At 60.7% G+C, this 15018-nt stretch carries 15 protein-coding genes; 8 read left to right on the plus strand and 7 right to left on the minus strand.

The genetic code is table 11. From position 1 onward, the window contains the following. Positions 1 to 20: 20 nt before the first annotated feature. The gene (gene larE / locus ACOZ4N_RS15780; RefSeq protein WP_424017320.1) at positions 21 to 914 is read left to right on the plus strand and encodes an ATP-dependent sacrificial sulfur transferase LarE; all 894 of its coding nucleotides are present in this window, start codon (positions 21 to 23) and stop codon (positions 912 to 914) included. A 15-nt stretch (positions 915 to 929) separates the two neighbouring features. Here the strand turns inward: larE and ACOZ4N_RS15785 are convergent, their stop codons facing one another. The 3 genes from ACOZ4N_RS15785 to tatC are packed head-to-tail and all read right to left on the minus strand — an operon-like array spanning position 930 to position 3226. Beyond that, the gene (locus ACOZ4N_RS15785) at positions 930 to 1175 is read right to left on the minus strand and encodes a hypothetical protein (RefSeq protein WP_424017321.1); all 246 of its coding nucleotides are present in this window, start codon (positions 1173 to 1175) and stop codon (positions 930 to 932) included. 49 nt (positions 1176 to 1224) lie between these two features. Then, entirely contained in the window at positions 1225 to 1851 is a 627-nt protein-coding gene (locus ACOZ4N_RS15790) for a histidine phosphatase family protein (protein WP_424017322.1), read from the minus strand. Positions 1852 to 1894: 43 nt separating this feature from the next. Next, positions 1895 to 3226: a twin-arginine translocase subunit TatC gene (gene tatC / locus ACOZ4N_RS15795; protein ID WP_424017323.1), complete on the minus strand. Its 1332-nt coding sequence runs from the start codon at positions 3224 to 3226 to the stop codon at positions 1895 to 1897. A 109-nt stretch (positions 3227 to 3335) separates the two neighbouring features. Here tatC and ACOZ4N_RS15800 point away from each other — a divergent pair, with 109 nt between their 5' ends. The 4 genes from ACOZ4N_RS15800 to ACOZ4N_RS15815 all read left to right on the plus strand — a co-directional run bounded on the left by ACOZ4N_RS15800 (position 3336) and on the right by ACOZ4N_RS15815 (position 6902). Beyond that, entirely contained in the window at positions 3336 to 5546 is a 2211-nt protein-coding gene (locus ACOZ4N_RS15800) for a twin-arginine translocase subunit TatC (RefSeq protein WP_424017324.1), read from the plus strand. A gap of 86 nt (positions 5547 to 5632) precedes the next feature. After that, positions 5633 to 5971: a HalOD1 output domain-containing protein gene (locus ACOZ4N_RS15805; protein WP_424017325.1), complete on the plus strand. Its 339-nt coding sequence runs from the start codon at positions 5633 to 5635 to the stop codon at positions 5969 to 5971. A 42-nt stretch (positions 5972 to 6013) separates the two neighbouring features. After that, positions 6014 to 6187: a ribbon-helix-helix domain-containing protein gene (locus ACOZ4N_RS15810; RefSeq protein ID WP_424017326.1), complete on the plus strand. Its 174-nt coding sequence runs from the start codon at positions 6014 to 6016 to the stop codon at positions 6185 to 6187. Next, on the plus strand, positions 6180 to 6902 hold the full coding sequence (locus ACOZ4N_RS15815; protein WP_424017327.1) for a queuosine precursor transporter: 723 nt from the start codon (positions 6180 to 6182) through the stop codon (positions 6900 to 6902). Before ACOZ4N_RS15810 ends, ACOZ4N_RS15815 begins: the two co-directional genes overlap by 8 nt. Here ACOZ4N_RS15815 and ACOZ4N_RS15820 read toward each other — a convergent pair whose 3' ends face one another. After that, on the minus strand, positions 6903 to 7661 hold the full coding sequence (locus ACOZ4N_RS15820) for an SAM-dependent methyltransferase (protein ID WP_424017328.1): 759 nt from the start codon (positions 7659 to 7661) through the stop codon (positions 6903 to 6905). It abuts the gene before it with no gap. A gap of 31 nt (positions 7662 to 7692) precedes the next feature. Between ACOZ4N_RS15820 and ACOZ4N_RS15825 the strand changes: the two genes are divergently transcribed. Continuing rightward, positions 7693 to 9189, plus strand: a complete 1497-nt coding sequence (locus ACOZ4N_RS15825) for a tyrosine-type recombinase/integrase (protein WP_424017329.1) — start codon at positions 7693 to 7695, stop codon at positions 9187 to 9189. Between the two features lie 215 nt (positions 9190 to 9404). Here the strand turns inward: ACOZ4N_RS15825 and ACOZ4N_RS15830 are convergent, their stop codons facing one another. Further along, complete coding sequence (locus ACOZ4N_RS15830; RefSeq protein ID WP_424017330.1) at positions 9405 to 9794, minus strand: hypothetical protein; 390 nt, start codon at positions 9792 to 9794, stop codon at positions 9405 to 9407. A 529-nt stretch (positions 9795 to 10323) separates the two neighbouring features. Between ACOZ4N_RS15830 and ACOZ4N_RS15835 the strand changes: the two genes are divergently transcribed. Together ACOZ4N_RS15835 and ACOZ4N_RS15840 are read left to right on the plus strand one after the other, a co-directional pair. Then, positions 10324 to 12588: an ATP-binding protein gene (locus ACOZ4N_RS15835; RefSeq protein WP_424017331.1), complete on the plus strand. Its 2265-nt coding sequence runs from the start codon at positions 10324 to 10326 to the stop codon at positions 12586 to 12588. Then, positions 12581 to 12889: a hypothetical protein gene (locus tag ACOZ4N_RS15840; RefSeq protein WP_424017332.1), complete on the plus strand. Its 309-nt coding sequence runs from the start codon at positions 12581 to 12583 to the stop codon at positions 12887 to 12889. The genes ACOZ4N_RS15835 and ACOZ4N_RS15840 overlap by 8 nt, the downstream gene beginning before the upstream one ends. Before the next feature lie 83 nt (positions 12890 to 12972). Here the strand turns inward: ACOZ4N_RS15840 and ACOZ4N_RS15845 are convergent, their stop codons facing one another. Beyond that, positions 12973 to 14214 carry a PQQ-binding-like beta-propeller repeat protein gene (locus tag ACOZ4N_RS15845; RefSeq protein WP_424017333.1) on the minus strand — a complete coding sequence of 414 codons (1242 nt, stop codon included), beginning with the start codon at positions 14212 to 14214 and terminating at the stop codon, positions 12973 to 12975. Between the two features lie 121 nt (positions 14215 to 14335). After that, positions 14336 to 15004 carry a hypothetical protein gene (locus tag ACOZ4N_RS15850; RefSeq protein ID WP_424017334.1) on the minus strand — a complete coding sequence of 223 codons (669 nt, stop codon included), beginning with the start codon at positions 15002 to 15004 and terminating at the stop codon, positions 14336 to 14338. Positions 15005 to 15018: the final 14 nt, after the last annotated feature.

Genomic DNA, 15018 nt, shown 5'->3' on the forward strand with positions numbered 1-15018 from the left:
ACGACGGCGAAGGCGGGGCCATGGCAGCCGAGGACACCAGTGTCGACGCGGACGCGGTCTCGGACAAGATCGCGGCCGTCCGCGACGACCTGGCCGAGATGGACGGCGTGTTGATCGCCTTCTCCGGCGGCGTCGATTCCAGCGTCGTCGCCGCGCTCGCCCACGACGCCCTGGGCGAAGACGCCGTCGCCTGCACAGCCAAAAGCGAGACCCTCCCCGCCGAGGAACTGGACGACGCCCGCCGGGTGACCGACGAGATCGGCATCCGCCACGAGATCGTCGAGTTCTCCGAACTCGACAGTCAGGAGTTCGTCGCCAACGGCGAGGACCGCTGTTATCACTGCCGGTCGATGCGCCTCTCGGCGATGTACGATCACGCCCGCGAACTCGACATCGGCGTCGTCTGTGACGGCACCAACGCCTCCGACACCGGCGAGGGGCATCGTCCGGGCCTGCGGGCCGTCGAGGAACTCGACGCCTACTCGCCCCTGCTGGAACACGGCATCACCAAGCCGGAGGTCCGGGAGATCGCCCGCCAGTACGACCTCTCGGTCGCCGACAAGCCCTCGATGGCCTGCCTCTCCTCGCGCATTCCCACGGGCCTGGAGGTCACCGAGGATCGCCTCTCCCGCATCGAGAAGGCCGAACGCCTCCTCCGCACGTGGGGATTCGAGCAGTTCCGCGTGCGCGACCACGACGGCCTCGCCCGCATCGAGGTCGCCGAGGACGAACTCGACGTGGCGCTGGACCCGGACTTCGTGCGGGCCGCTCGCGACCACATCGGCGACCTCGGGTTCGACCACGTGACGCTGGACCTCCACGGCTATCGAACTGGGAGCGTCAGCCCCGACGAGGAGGACGACGAACCGCTGGTCGAGGACGTGTTCGACGCCGACTACCCGACCGGGGAGTGAGCCGGCGGGCGGTCACTACGGGAAGTACGGGGGCACGTCTCCGAACAGGGCGAACCAGCCCCAGACGGCCGTCCAGTACACGAAAAAGAGGCGCAGGAGCGCCACCCTGATCGCGCCCGGATCGGCGTACAGCAGGCGTTCGAGTCCGCCCCGTGCGAACGGCCGGTTGACCCGGATCGGCCAGATCACACTCACGACTCCCAGAAGTGCCAGCAACGCGGCGAACAGGCGGAGTTCGATCGGCCAGAGCTGTGTGCCCATTCACGCCCAGCGAGTGCGGCCGTCGGAATAACGATTTCGCCGTGCCGCCTCAGGCCTCGCGGTACGTGACGGCGTTCTCCCGCAGAATCTCGGTCTCGCCGGTCTCCTGATCGTGTTCGAGTTCGTTGACGGCGCAGTTGCTCTGCGAGAAGTTCGTCAGCGCCGTCGGCAGGTCCAGCCCCCGGAGGTGGGCCAGCAGGACGTAGATCGGCCCGCCGTGGGTCACGACCAGCACTTCCTCGTCCGGGGCGGCCCCCTCCAGCAGGTCCGTCCACGCTCCGAGGACGCGCTCGCGGGCCGCCAGCAGGCTCTCGCCGCGCTCGGGCGTGTTTTCGAGGCCGACCATGCCGAAGGAGGCCCGGTGTTCGGGGAACTCGCTGAACACCTGTTCGTAGGTCAGGCCCTGGAACGCGCCGAAGGACCGCTCGCGCCAGCCCTCCGTGAACTCGGGTTCCGGAAACTCGCCCGCGGAGCGGAGGTGGGCGGTCGTCTCGCGGGTGCGCCGGAGGTCGGAGGCGAGGATGGCATCGAGGTCGTAGCTGTCGGCGAGGTGCCGGCCGACGGCGCGGGCCTGGCGGCGCCCCCGCTCGTTCAGCGGCGAGGCGGCCCACCCCTGGATGCGCCCCTCGCGGTTCCACTCGGTCTCGCCGTGTCGGACGACCACGACCGTCGTCATCGACCGGGGATTCGACGGGGGCCGAAAAGAGTGTACAGGTTTCCTACCGACCGCGCCGCCAGCGCCACAGCACCAGTCCACCCTCGTAGAGAACGAGCAGTGCGCCGACGGCGAGGGCCGTCTCGGTCGTCGAGAGGTAGGTCACGTCGATCCGCTGGAGCAGTCTCGGATCGGGGCTGGCGAGGTAGCCGACGACGACCGCGCCGAGCCAGACCGGGACCCGAGCGCGGGCCAGCAGTCTCCGGACGCGGTAGTCGTAGGTGACCCGGCGGACGAGGCGATTGATGCCCTCGAAGACGCCGATGATGGCGAGGCCGACGATGATCGGTGTGGCCGAGGTCAGTCCCAGATAGGCGAGCCCGTCGATCACGGCCGGCGGGAGCTGGCCGAAGTAGCCCGTCGGCATCGGGGCCGGGCTGACGACGTAGGCGACGGCGGCGACGACCGTGTACAGGAGCGGGCGCAGGGCGGCCACCTGATCGACCGCGGCGGTCCGCGAGTCCGTCCCGGTCCACCGGAGCAGGGCCAGCGTCCCCTCGAACAGCGTGACCATCGTCGCCGCCACGAGGATGGGTGCCATCCCGGTCGGATCGGGGCTGAAGAAGAAGGCGATGGTGAGGAAGCCACCCCAGAAGTAGAGCCGGCGCGCTTCGAGCCAGCGGCGGGTGGTGATGCCCATCATGATCGCGAGCATCACGAACAGCGGAATCTGGAAGATGAAGGCAAAGAGGCCGAGCATCATCACCATCAGGTTGAACGTCTCGGAGAGGCCGAAGGCGATGACGGCGGCGCTCTCAGAATAGTAGAGGAAGTACGTGAAGATGGCCGGCAAGACGAGGAAGAACGCGAAGGCGACGCCGACGCCCGCGAGGATCAGGCTCGTCGGGACCGCCGCGAGGTAGTACTTCCGTTCGCGGGGGTAGAGTCCGGGGCGCATGAACAGGTACGTCTCGTAGACGAAGATGGGGAGCGCGATGATGAACCCGGCCAGCGTCGAGACCTTCAGCCGTGCGATCATCAGCGAGAGCGGGTGATAGACCCGGGGACAGGACGAGGCGGTCGCGCCCGCCGGCGGCGGACACTGCGAGGCCACGCCCGGCAGGAACGAAAACCAGAGGAACGTGATCAGGCGGTCGGCGAAGGGAAAGGCGATGCCGGCGACGACGGCCATGGCCAGGACGACGACGCCCAGCCGGCGAACCATCTCCTCGATGTGTTCCGTCAGGGGCATCTCCTCGTCGTCGGGCGCACCGGGTGTGCCGGTGCCCGTCCCCGTGCCTGGCGGGTCGCCACCGGGCGGGGTCGGGTCCGGCTCCGGGCGGTCTGGGCCCTCGATGTCCATCTCCGAGTAGAGCCCCGGTTCGCCGTCGCTCATGTGGGGCCCTGTAGCTGGTGGGGTGTTGTAAACTTTCTTTTCCCGGCCCCGGCGCGGCCACGCGCATCGAAAAGGTTGATAACGGGCTGTCGGCAATCACCGCACGATAATGTCCGGGGCGATCGACGACGACACCCGCCGAGCCGTCAATAGCGGCCGGCAGACCATCGGGGCGATGTTGTCGGCCGCCCAATCACACCTCCAGAAGGTGTTCATCGTCGCCGTCCTCGGCCTCATGGGGACGATCTACGCCCTCCGGGAGTTCGGCTGGGCGATCCTGAAACGGGACCTGTTCTCCCGACTGGCAGCCAAGCATCCCGAAGCCTTCGAATCGACCGAGATCGTCGCCCGCACGCCCTTCGACGTCATCCTCCTGCAGGTGAAGATCGGCCTCGCCGTCGGGATCCTGCTCGCCCTGCCGCTTTTCCTCTGGTACTCGCGGGACGGCCTCCGACAGCGCGGGCTGTGGCCCGGCGAGCGCGTCGCCCGCTGGAAGATCGCCCTGATCGTCCTCATGTCCGTCGGGTTGCTCGCCGTCGGCGTCTCCTACGGCTACTTCGTCTTCTTCCCCGTCATGTTCGACTTCCTGGCGGCCAACGCCTACAACGTCGGGTTCCAGCCCACCTACTCCATCGTCAAGTGGGCCGAGTTCGTCTTCCTGCTCACCATCTCCTTTGGCCTGGCGGCCCAGTTGCCCCTGGCGATGAGCGCGCTGGCCTACGCCGGGATCGTCCCCTACGAGACCTTCCGCGACAAGTGGCGCCACGCCGTCGTCGCCATCTTCATCTTCGGCGCGCTGTTCTCGCCGCCCGAACCGTTCACCCAGATCATGTGGGCCATCCCGCTGATCATCCTCTATGCCTTCTCCCTCCAGTTGACGAAGATCGTCGTCATCGCCAAACGGAGCGGGAGCGAGATCGACGTGCCCGGCGTCGCCCGCGCCAACTGGAACGTCCTGGCGGGCGTGGCGTTCGTCGCCGGCGTCGCCGTCTACGGCTTCTTCACTCGCGGGGGCGTCGGTGCGGCCAACCGAGCAATCGCGTCGATGCCGTTCGACACGTCGTTCCGCGTGGCCCGGGCCTCCCAGCTCGTCGGCCTCCCCGACGACGTGGCGGCGGCGATACTCGGCCTCGTCGTCGCGCTGTTCGTGGCCGGCGTCGCCCTGCTCGTCTTCCTCTCGCGGGCGCTGGGCGCGGCCGACCGCGCCAGATCCGGCCCGGCTCCGGCCAGCGCCGGCGCGCCCTCCGATATCAGCCTCGACACGCTCGACGCGGGCGGCGTGCGAGCGGCCCCGCCCGAGGCCTTCGCCGACCTCTCGGAGGACGACGCCGTCGCCAAGGCCCGGGCCGCCATGGACGAGGACGACCACGAGAAGGCACAGGCCATCCTCGACCGATACGACGAGGTGCAGGAACAGCTCGAAGCCCGCGAGCAGGCGGCCGAGGCCGACGAGGAAGACGAGGACGACGCCGGCACGGCCACCCAGACCGCCGCCGGGATGATGAACGCCTTCACCGAGGACGAGACCACCGAGGAGGACATCGGCGGCTACTACTACGACATCGCCTTCATTCTGGAGTCGTTGACCTCGAAGGCCTTCCGGCTGGTCGGCCTGTTCATGGCCGTGCTGGCCGGGTCGTTCATCTGGCTCTACCAGGGCGGGATCCGGACGGTGAAGAACCTCTTTTTCAGCAAGGTGCCCGCCGACGTGGGCGGGAGCATCGAGATCGTCACGCTCCACCCCGTCGAGGCGCTCATCTTCCAGATCAAGTTCTCGACCCTGCTGGCCATCGTGACGACACTGCCGCTCTTGCTGTACTACGCCTGGCCGTCGCTGAAAGAGCGGGGCTGGGTCCGGGGCGACCCTCGCGTGATGCTCGTCTGGGGTGGGTCGCTGATCGTCGGGCTGATCGTCGGGAGCATCGTCGGCTTCCTCTTCGTCGCGCCCGCCGTCATCTCCTGGCTGGCCGCCGACGCCATCCAGGCCAACATGGTGATCGCCTACCGGATCAACAACTTCGGCTGGCTGGTCATCTACACGACCGTCGGGATCGGCCTGCTGATGGAGGTACCCGTCTCGATGGCGCTGTTCCACGTCGGCGGGATCGCCTCCTACCACACCCAGCGCAAGTACTGGCGGGAGGTCGTCGTCGCCATCTTCGCGCTGGCGGCGTTCATCTCCCCGCGGGGCGTGTTCACCATGCTGTTGATGGCGATCCCCGCCGCGCTGGCCTATCTCGCCGGCCTGGGACTGCTGTGGCTGATCACCCTCGGCGGCCGTCGGGGTCGCCCGCAACCCCCGGAAGCAAGCGTCGAGTGAGCCGCAAGCAGATCCGGGAGTTCGGGACCCCATCCCGAAACCAGCACGACAATTGCCACTTTTATCGGCGTGAACAATCACCTCGCATGGGAACTGACGACCCGGCCGACAGTGACGACAGAGCGGATCGCGACGAGGGAGACGACCGCGACGACCGGATCGTTCACCGGCGGATCGAACCCGAACCCGGCGACGCCGACTACCGGCTCCTGCAGTTGATCGCCGAGGTCGAGGGGATCGACGTGACCGAACTCCCGCCGATCTACGACCGGATCGACCACCTCGTGACCAAGATGTACGAGAACCCGCCCTCCCCGGAGGCACAGGCCCAGCTCGCCTTCTCCTACGCCGGCTACCGCATCACCCTCGATCAGGACGGCAACGTCTCGCTGATGAAGATCGCCGACGGCCTGCCCTCGGAGTGACCGACGAAAACCGTTAAGCCGCGCTTGCGGTATTATCACAGTATGCCCAAGATAAGCGTCGAGGTGCCCGAGGAGTTGCTGACGGATCTGGACGATCACGTCGGCGAGGACGGGAAGTTCGTCAACCGGAGCGAGGCGATCCGGGCGTCGATCCGGAAGACGCTGGACCTGCTGGACGAGATCGACCAGCGGCAGGGTCGACTCGACGATGAGTGAGCGAACAGCGCCGCTCGCCGTCCCGCAGGTCGGTCTGATCGCGCTGTTCGTCACGGCGCTGGTGACCGCGCAGGTGACGGCCGCGAAGATTCTGGCGTTCTCGCTCCCCGTTTCCCTGCCGGTGACGGGGGCCACGCTCTCCCTGCCCGGCGCGGCGCTGGCCTACGCGCTGACCTTCTTCGCCTCGGACTGTTACGCCGAGCTGTACGGCAAACGGGCCGCGCAGGTGATGGTCAACGTCGCCTTCGTGATGAACTTCGTCCTGCTGGCGCTGGTCTGGAGTACGATCCTCGCGCCGGCGGCCCCGACCAGCATCGACCCCACCCAGTTCCGGCAGGTGCTGGGCGCGAGCACGAACATCGTGATCGCCAGTCTGGCGGCCTACATCGTCAGCCAGAACTGGGACGTGATCGTCTTCCACCGGCTCCGGGAGGCCACCGATGGCGAGGCACTCTGGCTCCGCAACATCGCCTCGACGGCCTCCAGCCAGTTGCTCGACACCGTGATCTTCGTGACGCTCGGCTTTCTCGTCGTCCCCGCGGTCCTCGGCGTCGGCGTCGTCCTCCCGCTCCCCGCCATCGTCAGCCTGATCGTGGGGCAGTATCTCCTGAAACTCCTGATCGCGCTGGTCGACACGCCGTTCGTCTACGCCGTCGTCGGGTTCGTCCGGTCGCGCGACGCGCCAGTCATCTCGGCCGGGAGCGAGCCCCGCTGATCACTCGACGGGCTGTGCGAACCCGTATTTCGGCTTGATCTCGTCGATCCGCACCTCGACTTCCTCGCCCGTCTCTGCACCGGAGACGAACAGCGTGTAACCCTCGACCTTGGCGATGCCGTCCCCCTCGTGGCCCGTGTCGACGATCTCGACGGTCACCGTGTCGCCCTCCGCGACGGGCGCGGTGAGTCGGCCCTTCGCGACCAGGAACAGTTCCGAGGAAGACTCCCGGGAGGCGTCGGGTCGGACCTCGCGGACGTACTCGAACTCCGGTTCGATGTCGGCTTTCAGGTCGTCGAGGTCCTGGCCGTCGAAGACCTTGGCCACGAAGTCGCCGCCCGGGGCCAGCAGGTCGAGCGCGACCTCCAGCGCCTGCCGGACGAGGTGGACCGAGCGGGCGTGATCGAGGTCGTACTCGCCGGTCATGTTCGGGGCCATGTCCGAGCAGACCACGTCCGCTTCCCCGACCAGTTCGCGAACCTCGTCCTTGGTGGAATCCTCGGTCATGTCGCCACGGACCGTCTCGACGCCGTCCAGCGCGTCGATCCGCTGGCGGTCGACGCCGACCACGGTGCCGGCCTCGCCGACTTCCTGCTGGGCGACCTGGAGCCAGCCGCCGGGGGCGGCCCCGAGGTCCACGACGGTCGCGCCCTCGTGGAGCAGGTTCGCCGTCTGGTCGAGCTGTTTGAGCTTGTAGGCCGACCGGGAGCGGTACCCCTCCTGTTTGGCCCGGTTGTAGTACGAGTCTTTACCTGACACGAATACTAATGCCTCCACAGGTGCCATATCGATGGCAACAGACGATTTCGATACTTATCATGAAGAGTACTTAGAGAAGCAGCGTGAAAAAGTGAAGGAGTCGCTCTCCGAGGAGTATGCCGAGCGGCTTACCACGTTCATCTACAGCAGGCACGATACGGGGGATATGGCGGCATCAACCGCACGAAACTACCTCCGCGAACTTCGCATCATATTCGAGTACGCTGAAAACCGCGATGAAGACCCCGACAACTGGACAGCAAAAGACTGGAACAGCAAAATCAACGCAATAGCGGCCAAGCGCGGAATCGGCAATGGAACCAAGCGCAACACCTGCTACGCCGCCCGTGCCTACTGCCGACACCGTGACTACTCTACCGTTGACGATACTGACAACATCGACGCCCCTCCCGTGAACCATGACGCAATCAAAGACGAGGACGTACTCGACGCCGCTGAGGTCGGTAAGCTAATCAACGCCGCGACACGCGAGAGGGACAAAGCCCTGCTCAGTGTCATGTACGAAGCTGCGATGCGGCGCACAGCCCTCATACAACTCGATGTTCGACATTACAGAACCGAGGGCGGGTGGAACCGTATCTATATTCCCGATAGACAGGGCGTTAAGACCGCTGCGGGCAACATCATCCCAATTACGTTTAGTGCAGGGCACTTAGACAGATGGTTGACTGCCCATCCCAACGGTGACGACCCCGACGCACCGCTCTTCTGCTCTATCCGTCCACAAGACGAAGGCGAACGTCTCAGCAGCCACTCGGTCTACACGATGCTCCGCCGACTCTCGAAGCGTACTGAGGGCATTGACGAGGACAAGGTGCATCCTCATATCTTGAGACACACCCGAGCGACAAATATGCGCACAGATAATCGCTACGACAAAGGAGACATCGAGACTGTCATGGACTGGGTCTCGGAAACCCCGATGCACCAACGATATACCCACGCCTCCAACCGCGAAGAGGCGATGACGCTGGCCAAAGCACAAGGTCAGGACGTGAATGATGGAGGTGATGAACACATCCGATGCCCACGGTGCGGTGCGGAGAATCTACCAAATAGTGAATACTGCGCTACCTGCACCCTCCGCCTTGATGACACCGTTAGAGACTGGTTCAATCACTACAGAGAAGTCGCCCCTGACGGAGATATTATTGTGGAAGAATACGCTGATGTCCCGACAGCAGTGCCACCGCTTGCAGATTTAAACAAACAACGCCTCGACCACGTCGCTGATATCCTTATGAAAGCAGACGCACTGTCGAGCGACCACGAAGATGCAGAGAAGCTTGCCAACCAGTGGGATATGGACACTCGTAGCGTCGAGGAAGGGCATCAAATATGGGAAGACATCCTCAGCGACATCGAAGACGTCTACGTCGAACACTACGCGAGACAGCCAGAACTCTACCAGCTGGCCAGCCAAAACAATGACAAGGGAGATATCAATCCGTTAGGACTGACAGTCGACCAACTTCAGGAAATGGCTGAGCAGAAAGACCTCCTGTAGACTGGCCATCATTGTATAATAAATGCTATCGACGGTGTACCAGCGCCCCGAGTTTCGCCATCTAAGTCGCTGACCCACGATTGCTGACTGCTATTCAATGCGTCATCGACTTCGAGGACCAGCTAGAGGAATACGCTGAAGAGAACGTTGACGAAGCAATAGGTGGCATACTCTAACGCATTTCTTGTTTATACGATATGCGCGTTAATGCGCTTCTACTCGTAGGTCGGCGGGTTCTCAGCATGCCACTCCTCAATACGCTCACGCGCCGACGACTGAACCTCCTTCGACGGGAACTCGACGTAGTCAGGAATCTCGACCTCGAAGTTCAGTTCGTACTCGTTCGTCTTGAACGGGGTAAAGTTATCAACCACGCTGAGTCGAACCTCCATGCCCTCGTAGAACTCTTCGTCGATATCCACGCGAACCTCTGCACTCTCTTCTGACAGCTCCTCAACATCGACGGAGTATCTGCGGTAAATCGTGATGGGAGTGTCGTACTCGTCGATGCGGGTGAAGTCCGTCCCGATGTAGTCGTACTTCGCTTGCTCATCGATTTTTGACGGAGGGTCAATCAGAATCTGGACGTCTTCAACATCAGTCATATGTTCTCCAAACACACCGTGCCCGATAAAAGGACAGTACGGCTCTGGTATTTGAGAGAGTATAAAAAGCCGTATCTTGTATCGCCTTCCCGTCGCCGAAAAAATTCCATGCGGTGTTCAGGGGGTGGGGGCGGGGGGCCTCTCGAAAGAGAGGGGGAAAGGAACTGAAGTAAATAGGTCAAAATCCTAAACGTACAATACAAACAACAGAGTCAATAGATACCCTCTTTCTCGAATAGGCCCCCCACCCCCCGTAACCGCGGAATCAACAGACGGTGATAGAATTTTGTCCTTCCCTTTTTATACCCTGTTTGTGGTGGTGTGTTGGCGGAGGCAACAACTAAATTCCTGTGCTGCTAATGATAGAATGCAGGGTGATGTTCCTGCTCATTGGCCTGAGTCTCGGACATCATCTCCTTTCCTTCATCGGGTTCTAATTTCGACAAGCCTTGGCTGTGTTGTATGGTAAAACTATCATTCTTCGGATAACTTGTTTATACATCGGTGACAAATTCTAGAGCGAGTCACCATGACTCAGGCCAATGATAGCCCAAGCCCTCAAGACGGGGGTGACGATAATAGTGAACAGTTCCAAGAAGTAGACGCAGCTGACATCCCAAAGAACAGGTACATCGGCCGTATCGCTCTCGGCGAATACGAGAACTACACAACGGACATTGATTCGAGTGTATCCAGACTCCCAGTCTCGTCAGAGCCTGAAGTATACGGAGAAGAGCGCCTGAAAACATTCAATGACGCTGTAGCTGACGTAGCTTATCTGGAGTATCTTGAAGACCAAGTCGGCCTTGGTGAAGGCGAGGATGTTCAGAATATCCACCTACGAGAGTGGATAGCGTACTGGAACGAGCAGGACGAAAGTCAGGTCAGTTACGAGGAACTCCGAAACAACTGGCCTTGGCTTCTCGAACAACTCGATTATGACTCGCTTGGCACACTACGCACCGCCGAAGAAGCACTGCGGATTGAGAGTGGAGACCCGCGGGCTTGTCTTAGTTTAACCGACCTTCCAGACGACGAGCTTCGGACTATCGAATCACTCCGAGCCCGCGATGAAGGCGAACTGGTAGTTGTAGATGTGCTGGTCGATACACGGTCGAAGAAGGACGACGAATGCTACTGCGTGGTTGGGGTCTGTGATAATCACAATTGTAACGAACAGACCATTGTCTGGCAGGATAGATTTGCATCAAGTGTTGACGAGCCCGAGGAGTGCAACAATCACTCTGCTCAGACGGCCACCACTGATATTGAGCGACTGTACTACACCAAGCAGGAACTGCTGCTGAAAGACCTGCCGAGCCGCGTTGGCCACACTAATACGGAACAGGTGACGGCCGAGGTCAACACCAACCACATCCATGAGTTCGAGGCTGGCGAGCGCGTTCGTATCGCGGCGGTCGTCAGGCGAGATACGTCAGATGGCGAAAAACGAGCGCAACACTACCTGCAGATTGTCGGTCACGACCGCGACGAGGAACGATTCGATGAGGTAGATGTGAGTGATAGAGAGCGGCAGCGCATCGAGGAACTCTCGAACGAGGATGATATTGTAGACCGACTCGCAGAGTCCGTCGCTCCTGACATCAAAGGTGGTGAGGAGTATACGCTGGCCCGAAGGGCACTTCTCCACCAGCTGGCTGGAGCGAACCTGCGTCCACCACTCGATGAGACGAATCTTGACGACCAAGACATTCGAGGAACGATTCACATTGCGTTCGCTGGCGACCCATCGACAGGTAAGACGCGGCTGGCGCGGCGAGTGAATGCTATTTTTCCGAACTCGCGGTATGTCGACATGGAGTCTGCGTCGGCGGTGGGACTGAAAGGCAGTGTGCAGCGCGTTGAACAGTTCGACACTAACCGTTGGACTGTCAGTACGGGTGCGCTTGCGTCCGCTAACCGTGGCATTGTCGTTGCTGATGAACTTGATAAGGCGCATGCGGATGACGCGAAGGCACTGCATGGCCCGATGTCGGATGGGATTGTCCGTATCGACAAGGCGAATATCCATACTGACCTCGAAGCGCGGACTTCCATTCTAGCTGTCTGTAACCCTGAAAAGCAGCGGTTCGACAAGAATAGCGACCTGAAGGAGCAGATTCCGATTCCCGATGCGCTCTGGAGTCGGTTTGATGTCGTCGTACCTTTCGAAGATGACCCACTTGATGACGTTGCTAACCGACAAAAAGCGAGCCGTTTCAAAGACAGAGTCAGCAATAACAAAGGGCCAGAGTTCACCGAGGAGTTCGTTCGGAAGTACATTGCTGTCGCCCGCGAATACGACCCAGAGTTGACCGAGAGTGCCGCCGAGCATCTCGAAGACATATGGGTCGAACTCCGTCAAGAATCGTCTCAGGATACGGTTTCAGTGACGACGCGGCATCAGGACGCGATGTACCGTCTGGCACAGGCATCGGCTCGACTACGCCTCTCTGATGAGGTTGAGGTACAGGACGTTCGTCGGGGGAAGGATATCGTTGAGACCTCTCTACGCATGATTTCAGAGGACGACGAACTTGATGCTGACCTCCTAACTGCTGGGCCGAGTGCTGACCAACGCGAGATGATTGAAGTTGCTGAGGAACTAGTTGAGGAAGCACTCTCGCTCGCTCCCTCGAATGCCGTTGATGAGGAGCAGATTTGGACGGTTGCTAAGAACCAACTGGGTGATGAATGGACACAGCCGAAGGTTGTAGAATCACTCGACCTCGCGGTTCAGAACGGCGTTCTCTGGCGTAACCAAGCAGGCTACGGGGTGGTGGACAATGGATAACGACTACGTCACACTCACTGAGGACGGTATCAAGCCCCGCGACAAGACTCCAGATTCAGCGGTCGTAATCAAGCCTGCGCGTCGGCAGTATGACGGGAAAGACGTCGCGGTGGTCACGGGTGCGGACTGGGTTGCCTCCCATGATGATGTTATTGAGTGTTCTCGCCACTCCCCACTCATACCAATTGAGCAGGCTACGGATTTGGCTTGGTGGCTGTACAAAAAACAAGACGAGATAGTGTTCGTGGGAACAGAGCTGTTCAGCGAAGCGGGCTGGGTACAACAACAGAACTCGACTTGATTGATATAACAGCCGAAGGGCTACACGATATCGTGCTTGGCTTGTATCTGGATAACTCGTGGGAAAACCAGATACTCGACCAGCTAGTTGTCTGTGAGAACCTGCATACGGTTACTATTGATATTGCTGCGCATCAACGAAACTACGCCGCCGCCAACGGTCACCCCACCAGCACCACGGGGCGTCGACGCATCTGAATCTAACGCATAGATGTTCTCTTGCTCCCCAGATTGCTTGTTGAGCGCGAATAGGCGGGTCGTATCATCTCTTCCGCTTCCAAGGGCATAGACTCGGTCAGAACCCACTGCAAGGTCGGCAATACCTTGTGGTAGTTCAGTAGTCCATTGCTCCGACCCATCCTCGGCGCTGACTGTCGTAACCATCGGTGAGTCATTATCAGACAAATATACACGGTCCTCCTCGGCTGCGACGGGGGAGGTCGACCCCGACGGCCGTGTCTCCCACATTTGACTTCCCTCACTGTCGAATCTTGTCACCGTGCCAGAATCGACCGCGCCCCCTTCGTTGAAATATAGCGTTCCTTGTGGCCCCAGTTGCGACACGCCCCTCCCGTCAACTGACCACAATTGTGTCCCGTCAGAGATATCGTGGACTGTTGTACCACGCTGGCGGGGTGTCGAGGCATATAACCGACCGTCAGCTACGGCAAAGATTCCTCTTTCCTTATCGTTCAGCGCTCCTGTTGAGACGTTCCACTCTCTGCTGCCATCTGACGCCGATAACGCCGTGATTCCGTCCCCGAGCGCGATGAATACGTGGTCACTCGTTGCCACGATTCCTATTCCATTCTTACCCGTGGTCTCGCGCCACAGCTCTTCGTTGCTCTCGATGTCGACTGCGATGACATCTGCGCCAGCCACCATGTAGAGACGGCCGTCCCTGAGAGCAGGGGTGGCTGTTTCCGTGGCAGGTAGCTCTCGCACGGTCTCGCCTGTTGACTTGTCACGGATTTCCCCTCTGTGTATCAACGCGTTCCCCGTGAATACTGGGTCGTAGAACGGGTGATATTCGACATCACGGTTGACAGGAAGGCTAACGCTGTATGACGACGGGTTTCCTGTAGTAATAGCTTGAGCGTCGACGGCTCCAGTCCCTGCTGCATTCGCCTTGCGCTGTCCCCAAATCGGCATTCCAACATCGGACTCTTCCGCTGTCGTAGTTGCATCACTTCCGTCCGAACCGCCTCCGCCACTGCCATCTCCACCTGTTGTAGTTGTGGCATTCCCATCCGACTCATCTCCACTACTACCGCCGCTACAACCCGCGAGTGTTGTCGCGCCCATACTCCCGATGACGGCAAGCATCTTCCGACGCCTCATACGGTCTATCATGAAGACAGGATTCCCCGATAGTTCACCGCAGGCCCGCAGAACTCACTGCCTGCACACTGTGTTCATAGTCCGATGAACACGGGGGGCGTCGCATCTATTCGACGAATACAAAATTATCAGGACATTCAATACCAGACAGGTCAATTAGCGATTTTGCTCTTGATTCTGACGACGCTCCGACTGCAACCACCATATTATTTGATAAAAGAAGACCGATTGCGGGATAGTCAGTGGTACGACTAGCCATCGTCTGTCGAACCTGCTGAATATTTTCTTCAGCCACGTTTTGACTAGAGTATTTCAGAATGCTGAGTTCAGCAAGCCCCTCCCCATTTGGCTCTCTGTATGTTCTACCGTTACTCTCGGGTGTTTCGATATTCTCGAAACCAGAGATGCTGTTCTGTATGTCGGCAAAGTCCCCAGTCTCTTCTCTCCCGATTGGTAACAAGTCATAAATCTCCGTTGCTGTCCCCTCGTCGTTTACTGGGACACAGGATGGGTAATTAGTGAGATTCAACGGGGTACTGGTCGGACTATCTGTGACGTCGGTCGCAGTTTCTGTTTCCGTAGCCGTCTGTGTTGTTTCGTCAGACTGCGTTTCGGTAGGGGTTGTTCCGCCATCACTGCTTGAGCTGGTCGGTGTCGGTGTTGGTGTCTCGTCGGTCGTATCCTGACCACTTGTTTCCGAACCATTGCTACTGCACCCAGCGATTCCAATCAAGCCAGCGCTCCCGAGGGCCGCGAGCATCTTGCGCCGTCTCATACAACCGTATCCAC

The sequence above is a fragment of the Halorientalis pallida genome (genome assembly GCF_049605515.1).
Taxonomy (GTDB): Archaea; Halobacteriota; Halobacteria; order Halobacteriales; family Haloarculaceae; genus Halorientalis; species Halorientalis pallida_A.

Bases quoted from the DNA above. Each gene is read 5' to 3' on its own strand.
- ACOZ4N_RS15810 (WP_424017326.1), top strand. From the start codon at position 6,014: ATGCCCAAGATAAGCGTCGAGGTGCCCGAGGAGTTGCTGACGGATCTG.
- ACOZ4N_RS15835 (WP_424017331.1), top strand. From the start codon at position 10,324: ATGACTCAGGCCAATGATAGCCCAAGCCCTCAAGACGGGGGTGACGAT.
- ACOZ4N_RS15815 (WP_424017327.1), top strand. From the start codon at position 6,180: ATGAGTGAGCGAACAGCGCCGCTCGCCGTCCCGCAGGTCGGTCTGATC.
- ACOZ4N_RS15830 (WP_424017330.1), bottom strand. From the start codon at position 9,794: ATGACTGATGTTGAAGACGTCCAGATTCTGATTGACCCTCCGTCAAAA.
- ACOZ4N_RS15850 (WP_424017334.1), bottom strand. From the start codon at position 15,004: ATGAGACGGCGCAAGATGCTCGCGGCCCTCGGGAGCGCTGGCTTGATT.
- ACOZ4N_RS15790 (WP_424017322.1), bottom strand. From the start codon at position 1,851: ATGACGACGGTCGTGGTCGTCCGACACGGCGAGACCGAGTGGAACCGC.
- ACOZ4N_RS15800 (WP_424017324.1), top strand. From the start codon at position 3,336: ATGTCCGGGGCGATCGACGACGACACCCGCCGAGCCGTCAATAGCGGC.
- ACOZ4N_RS15825 (WP_424017329.1), top strand. From the start codon at position 7,693: ATGGCAACAGACGATTTCGATACTTATCATGAAGAGTACTTAGAGAAG.
- larE (WP_424017320.1), top strand. From the start codon at position 21: ATGGCAGCCGAGGACACCAGTGTCGACGCGGACGCGGTCTCGGACAAG.
- ACOZ4N_RS15845 (WP_424017333.1), bottom strand. From the start codon at position 14,214: ATGCTTGCCGTCATCGGGAGTATGGGCGCGACAACACTCGCGGGTTGT.
- ACOZ4N_RS15805 (WP_424017325.1), top strand. From the start codon at position 5,633: ATGGGAACTGACGACCCGGCCGACAGTGACGACAGAGCGGATCGCGAC.
- ACOZ4N_RS15840 (WP_424017332.1), top strand. From the start codon at position 12,581: ATGGATAACGACTACGTCACACTCACTGAGGACGGTATCAAGCCCCGC.
- ACOZ4N_RS15785 (WP_424017321.1), bottom strand. From the start codon at position 1,175: ATGGGCACACAGCTCTGGCCGATCGAACTCCGCCTGTTCGCCGCGTTG.
- tatC (WP_424017323.1), bottom strand. From the start codon at position 3,226: ATGAGCGACGGCGAACCGGGGCTCTACTCGGAGATGGACATCGAGGGC.